General features: G+C 75.4%; 8 protein-coding genes. 4 read left to right on the top strand and 4 right to left on the bottom strand.

The annotated features are described in order from the left end of the window. Nucleotides 1-688: XdhC family protein (locus tag E1291_RS37660; protein WP_165495487.1), on the top strand; the 688-nt coding region annotated here is incomplete at its 5' end. Between the two features lie 18 nt (nucleotides 689-706). Further along, complete coding sequence (locus tag E1291_RS37665; protein WP_131742825.1) at nucleotides 707-1390, top strand: nucleotidyltransferase family protein; 684 nt, start codon at nucleotides 707-709, stop codon at nucleotides 1388-1390. A 24-nt stretch (nucleotides 1391-1414) separates the two neighbouring features. On the opposite strand, the gene E1291_RS37670 is transcribed toward E1291_RS37665, so the two are convergent. Continuing rightward, on the bottom strand, nucleotides 1415-1894 hold the full coding sequence (locus E1291_RS37670) for a MarR family winged helix-turn-helix transcriptional regulator (RefSeq protein WP_131742826.1): 480 nt from the start codon (nucleotides 1892-1894) through the stop codon (nucleotides 1415-1417). Nucleotides 1895-1985: 91 nt separating this feature from the next. On the opposite strand from E1291_RS37670, the gene E1291_RS37675 reads away from it, so the two are divergent. Continuing rightward, nucleotides 1986-2891: a nitroreductase/quinone reductase family protein gene (locus tag E1291_RS37675; RefSeq protein ID WP_131742827.1), complete on the top strand. Its 906-nt coding sequence runs from the start codon at nucleotides 1986-1988 to the stop codon at nucleotides 2889-2891. A gap of 58 nt (nucleotides 2892-2949) precedes the next feature. Here the strand turns inward: E1291_RS37675 and E1291_RS37680 are convergent, their stop codons facing one another. Continuing rightward, nucleotides 2950-3327, bottom strand: coding sequence for a nuclear transport factor 2 family protein (locus E1291_RS37680; protein WP_131742828.1), 378 nt, complete (start codon nucleotides 3325-3327; stop codon nucleotides 2950-2952). Between the two features lie 97 nt (nucleotides 3328-3424). After that, entirely contained in the window at nucleotides 3425-4648 is a 1224-nt protein-coding gene (locus tag E1291_RS37685) for a DUF6986 family protein (protein ID WP_131742829.1), read from the bottom strand. Nucleotides 4649-4835: 187 nt separating this feature from the next. Between E1291_RS37685 and E1291_RS37690 the strand changes: the two genes are divergently transcribed. After that, on the top strand, nucleotides 4836-5642 hold the full coding sequence (locus E1291_RS37690; protein ID WP_242614627.1) for an SAM-dependent methyltransferase: 807 nt from the start codon (nucleotides 4836-4838) through the stop codon (nucleotides 5640-5642). A gap of 73 nt (nucleotides 5643-5715) precedes the next feature. Here E1291_RS37690 and E1291_RS37695 read toward each other — a convergent pair whose 3' ends face one another. Next, complete coding sequence (locus E1291_RS37695) at nucleotides 5716-6066, bottom strand: hypothetical protein (RefSeq protein ID WP_131742831.1); 351 nt, start codon at nucleotides 6064-6066, stop codon at nucleotides 5716-5718. Between the last annotated feature and the right edge of the window lie 315 nt (nucleotides 6067-6381).

A 6381-nucleotide genomic window follows, 5' to 3' on the forward strand; every position in this document is an offset into this window, starting at 1 on the left:
GGCGGGGACGCTCGCGCCCGGCGCCCCGCACGCGGCCCGGCTCGACGCCGCCGTCGACGACGACGCGCGCGGCATGCTCGCCCAGGGGCTGACCGGGCAGCGGCACTACGGGCGCGAGGGCGAGCGGCGGCTGGACGAGCTGTCGGTGTTCGTGCACTCCTTCGCCCCGCCGCCGCGGCTGCTGGTGTTCGGCGCGATCGACTTCGCCGCGGCCGTCGCGCGGATCGGCAAGTTCCTCGGCTACCACGTGACGGTCTGCGACGCGCGTCCCGTCTTCGCCACCGCCAAGCGGTTCCCGGACGCCGACGAGGTCGTGGTCCGGTGGCCGCACCGGTTCCTGGCCGACGCCGCCGGCGGCATCGACGAGCGGACGGCGGTGTGCGTCCTCACCCACGACCCGAAGTTCGACGTGCCGCTGCTGGAGGTGGCGCTGCGCACCCGCGCCGGGTACGTCGGCGCGATGGGCTCGCGCCGCACCCACGACGACCGGCTGGCGCGGCTGCGCGAGGCGGGCCTGGCCGAGGCGGAGCTGGCCCGGCTGCGCTCCCCGATCGGGCTGGACCTGGGCGCCCGGACGCCGGAGGAGACGGCGGTGTCGATCGCGGCGGAGCTGGTGCAGCTCCGCTGGGGCGGGTCGGGTCGTCCGCTGAGCGACACCAGCGGGCGGATTCACGCCGGGACGGGGTGAGCGGGCTACCCTCGCGGGATGACTCTGGAGTCGTTGACGGGGGACGCCGGCCGCGACCGGAAGAGGACTCCCGGGGCGCGGCACAGCGTCCGGCACGGTCCCCGGCCCGAGGCGGGGCCCGAGGCGCGGCCCCCGGCCGGGGTGCTGCTTGCCGCGGGGGCGGGCCGCCGGCTCGGCCGCCCGAAGGCGCTGCTGGAACTGGCGGGCGAGCGGCTGGTCGACCGGGGCGTGCGGATGCTCGGGGACGCGGGCTGCGCCCCGATCATGGTGGTCGTGGGCGCCGCGCAGGTGGAGGTCGTCGGCGCGGTCGTCGTGCCCAACCCGGACTGGCGGGACGGCATGGGCTCGTCGTTGCGCGCCGGGCTCGCGGCGCTGCCGCCCGGGTGCCCCGCCGCCGTCGTCGCGCTCGTCGACCAGCCGGGGATCCCGGCGGCCGCGGTGGCGCGGCTGGTCGCGGCCTACGAGGCGGGAGCGCGGATCGCCGTGGCGACCTACGGCGGCGCGCCGCGCAACCCCGTCCTGCTGCGCGCCGCGCACTTCGCGGACGCCGCGCGGGCCGCGGTCGGGGACACCGGCGCCCGGGGCTTCCTGCGCGCGCGTCCCGACCTGGTCACGCCGGTGCCGTGCGACGACATCGCCGTTCCCGACGACATCGACACCCCCGAGGACCTGGCCGCCTTCCGCGCCGCGCACCCGGGCTGAGGGCGGCGCCCCGCGCTGGCGGGGTCAGCCGTGCCGGCGCGCCTCGGTGACGGCGCGCTCGTAGGCGAGCAGCGTGTCGATGAACATCGCGCGCTGCGCGGCGGTGAGCGGCGCCAGGGCGGTGCGCCAGGCGCCCGCGCCGCGGCCGAGCCAGCCGTTGATCGCGGGCAGGTGCGCGGCGGCGACGCTGACGATCGTGCGCCGCCGGTCGGCGGGGTCCTCGCGCCGCTCCAGGATGCCCTGCCGGCTCAGGTCGCCGACCATGAGGCTCACCGTGGCGGGGGCGACCTCCAGCCGCCGGGCCAGCACGTTGACGTGCATCGGCCCGTCGAACAGCAGGTAGGCGAGCAGGGACAGGTGGCGCGGCGCCAGGTCGAAGCCCGCGAGCTCGTCCGGCACCTTGATCCGCTTGGCGGCCGCGACCAGCCGCGGCATCAGCAGCAGCATCGTCCGGATCCCGTCGTCGACGTCCGGGCCCGGCTCCGCGCTCTCATCGGTTGACATCACGCACGCGTCCAAAATAGCTTTGTTTCATTAACAGCTTTGCTAGCAAAGCAAAGTTGCGGACCGAAGCCCAGGATAGGAGAACCGTGCGATGAGCGAGTTCGACCGGGCGGTCGTCGAGGAGTTCAGGGCGCGCGGCGGCAGGGTCGGCGGCCTGTTCGAGGGCGCGGCGCTGCTCCTGCTGACGTGCGCGAGCGCGCGGACGGGCGGGCGGCGCACCGTGCCGCTCGGATATCTGGAGGACGGCGACCGGCTGCTGGTGTTCGCCTCCAACGCGGGCGCGGACGACGACCCGGTCTGGTACCGCGACGTGCGGGCCGATCCGCGGGTCCGGGTGGAGGTGGGGGAGGAGGCATTCGAGGGCGTCGCGCTCGCGGTCGAGGGGGAGGAGCGCGACCGGCTGTACGCGCGGCAGGGCGAGCTGGTCCCCGCCTACGCCGAGTACCAGCGGGCGACCGAGCGCGTCATCCCGGTCGTGGCCCTGCACCGGGCGACCCTGCCGGGGCGCGCCTTCGCGATCGGCGACGAGCTCGTGAAGATCCACAACGACCTGCGCGGGCGGCTGGCCGGACTCCGGTCGGACGTGCTGGCCCGCCTGGAGGGGCGCCCCGCGACCGGGGACGCCGGGGAGGGCGGCCTGGGCGCCCAGCTCCGTGAGCACTGCGTGTCGGTCTGCGACGTCCTCGGCGAGCACCACGACAACGAGGAGGGCCGGGCCTTCCCGCGGCTGGAGGCGCAGTTCCCCGGCCTGGCGCCGGTTATCGAGCGCCTGCGCCGCGAGCACGTCCAGGTGAACCGGGTGAAGGGGGAGTTGGAGCACCTGCTGGACGGCCTGGACACCGCAGACCCCGAGCGGGTGCGCGCCGAGCTCGACCGGGTGACGGCCGAGCTCGACGCCCACTTCGCCTACGAGGAGGAGCAGCTCGGTGCCGTCCTCAACGCGGTCGGCCCCTCGTGGGCGCCGCCGCGGCTCGCGGGCGCGGACCGCCGGGGCTGAGGCGGGGCTCAGCCCCGGCGGGGTCGGTGCCCGCGCGGGGGCCACCCTCGCGGCGCGGTCACTGCTGCTGCGGGGACAGGTGCACGCCGGCGACGCGCCATTCGCCGTCGCGGTCCACGAGGACCTGCGTGGCGCGGAACCGCCCGGACGACGGGCGGCCCTGGAAGCTGGCCTCCTGCGTCTGCGTGCCGATCGCGACGGCGGCGTCGCCGAAGACGCGCACCTCCACGTCGGACCAGCCGAACTCCTCGACGGTCAGGCCGCCCTCGTAGCGGCCGAGCCACTGCTGCTTGGTGAGGACGAACCCCAGCGGGCCGACGCCGCGGAAGTCGTCGTCGAGCAGCTCGCCCAGTGCCTCGGTGTCGGCGCTCGCCTCGGCGGCGGCCCAGCGCTCACCGAGCGCCCGCACCCGCTCCTCGGCCGTGCTCCCCGTCATGATCCCTCCCGAATGATTGAGTGAGTACTCACTCAATGTAGCTCGGCGAGCGGCGCCTGGCAACGCCGCGCGCCGGAAGGGGCCGGGAACCGGCAGGTCAGGGCCTCGCGGTCGCGGGCAGCGCGCTCTCGTCCAGGGCTCCGCAGTCGACGGCGCGGCGGAGCCGGGCGGTGAGCGCCCGGACGGCGGCGGGCTCGGCCGCGGTGCCCGCCCGGCCCGCGGCCTGCTCGTGCCACGCCCGCACCCGGCCGATGGCGTCGTCGGCACCGGTCAGGTGGAAGGCGTAGACGGCCGCGTACCGGCTGGGCAGGTGCGCCGGGTGCAGGTCGCACCCCTGGTAGAAGCCGTGCCGCAGGGAGTGCCGGACGTGCGCCGCGTGCGCCGACCAGGCGGCGTTCACCTCGTCCGGGCCGTCGTTGCGGGGCAGGACGCCGGTGGAGCCGTCGGCGAGCCGGACGCCCGTGCCGGCCAGCGCCACCTGCATCGCGTGCCGGGCGAAGTCGCAGGACGGGTGGTCGAGGCGCTGCTCGTCCAGGGGGAGCCCGAGCGCGGCGGTGTAGCCGAGCACGCCGAAGTGCGCCGCGGTGAGCCGCCCCGCGGCGGCGGCGACGATCCCGGGCAGCGCGATCCGGCCGTCCCGGTCGATCACCGACTCGGGGGTCTCCACCTGGATCTCGAAGCGCAGGATGCCGGCCGGCAGGCCGAGCGCGGTCTCCAGCCGCTCCAGGTACTCGGTGAACAGCGCGACGTGCTCGGCCGCGACCACCTTCGGGAACGTGATGGTGAACCCGCCGGGCAGCCGGCCGAGCCGGTCGCGCAGCGCGGTCAGGAACCCGTCCAGGGTGCGCATCGCCCGCTCGTGGCCGCCGTCGGCGAAGGACTTGACCCGGATCCCCCAGTAGTGCGGCAGCGCCTTGACCTGGTACGCGGCGCCGACGGCCTCGACGACCTGCGCGATGTGCGCGTCCTCCTCCTCGTCGGAGCGCGTGCCGTAGCCCTCCCCGAAGTCGATCCGGACGTCCTCGACCGGCTCGCCCGCCAGCTTGGCCGCCACCCGCTCCCGGACGAGGCCCGCGATCTCCGGGTCGAGGCCGAAGGCGCCGCCGAACGATCCGGCGCCGGGCGTGTGGACGTTGAGCAGGCGCAGCGCCTCGGCGCCGAAGTCGGCGGGCGTGGAACGGGAGAACCGGTCGGCCGGAACGTACACGGTGTGGACCGGCTGGCGGCCCTCGGCGGGCCCGGGGAAGCGCTCGTCGTGGTCGCCGCGGACGGCGGCGACGCGCGTGGACAGGTCGTCGAACGAGGAGACGCTGAGGTTCACCCCGACATGATCCCCCAAGTCGGGGGGCCGGGGGAACCGTCCGGCGGGGGTCGTCGCGGCCAGGTGGACGGCCCGGAACACACGTCACGAACGAGGCAAATCACCAGTTATGCCAGATTCGCGAAGTAGACACCTTGGCGGCATAGGATCCGGAAAAACAGGTTGGACATCGCCTAGGGGGCCGTACGTGACCGATAGCCATCTGGACCTTAAAACGGACATTCCGCATTCCGCGCGGGTGTACGACTACCTCCTGGGCGGCAAGGACAATTACCCGGCCGACCGGGCCGCCGCGGCGAGCATCACCGCCGACTGGCCCAACCTGCCGAAGTCCATGCGCGCCAACAGGAGCTTCATGGCCAGGTTGGCGCACCGGCTCGCGGCCGAGCACGGCATCCGCCAGTTCCTCGACATCGGCACCGGCCTGCCCACCGCGCCGAACCTGCACGAGGTCGCGCAGACGGTCGCGCCGGAGTCGCGCATCGTCTACGTCGACAACGACCCGATCGTGCTCGTGCACGCCCGCGCGCTGCTCACCAGCACGCCCGAGGGCCGGACCAGCTACCTTGACGCCGACTTCCACGACCCCGACGCGATCCTGTCGTCGGACCAGCTGGGCGAGACCCTCGACCTTTCCCGGCCGGTCGCGCTGAGCCTGATCGCCATCGTGCACTTCATGCCGGACGACGCGGTGGTGCAGGACATCATCGACCGGCTGATGGAGCCGCTCGCGCCGGGCAGCATGCTGGCCCTTTCGGCGTGCACGGCCGACAGCGCGCCCGAGGAGGTCACGGCGGGGGTCGCCGCCTATAACGCCAACGGCATCCCGCTCGTCGCCCGTGACAAGGCCGGGATGGAGCGCTTCTTCGACGGGCTGGAGCTCCTGGAGCCGGGTGTGGTGCTCGTCAACCACTGGTACCCGGACGAGGCCGCCGCCGAGGTCGACGACGCCCACGTCCACATGTACGGGGCCGTCGCCCGCAAGCCCGCCTGACCCGGGCCGCGACGCCGTTCCGGCCGCGCGCGGCCACCACCGGCGGGACGCGCCCGTGGCGGGTCCCGCCCGGTCACCGGTGGCGCCCGGCGGCCGGGCGCCTCACGCCCTCACGCGTGGCCCGAGCCCTGGATGCCGCCGGGACGGGCGTGTGCCGCGCCGCGTGGCCCGTGCCCTCGATGCCGCCGGCGAGGACCGTGTGCCGCGCCGCGTGGCCCGTCCCCTGGATGCCGCCGGCGAGCGCCGCGTGACCCGAGCCCTCGATGCCGCCGGCGACGGCCGCGTGCCGCGACGCGTGGCCGGAGCCTTGGATACCGCCGGGACGGGCCGCGTGCCCTGACGCGGTGACGGCGGGTCCCGCCAGGGAGAGGCACAGGGCCAGGGCAAAGCCGCCGGCGGCGGCGGCGCTTCGATGGAGGATCACTGGCTGCTCCTGCCGGGAGGGGAGTCCCCTCGACCATGGCAGCGGCGGGCGGGACCCCTCAAGGCGCGGCGGCGCGGCGGCCGGAACAGGCTGTTTCCCGGCGGAGGGTTGACGGCGGCGTTGCCGTCCGGACCGCTCGCCGGAAGACCCCGGGCATCGTCGAAACGGATGCCGGAGCCCAGAACGATCACCTCATCGCGGCCGGCCGTCGGCGGCCAGGCCGTGCGGCGCCGCCCGGACGGGGCGCGGCGTGATGCCCGGCGTGTCCGCTCACGCGCTCGCCCGCCGGGTCCGCAGCGCCGCGGGGGCGGTCAG

It is taken from the genome of Actinomadura roseirufa (assembly GCF_900659635.1).
In the GTDB taxonomy this organism is placed as follows: Bacteria; Actinomycetota; Actinomycetes; order Streptosporangiales; family Streptosporangiaceae; genus Spirillospora; species Spirillospora roseirufa.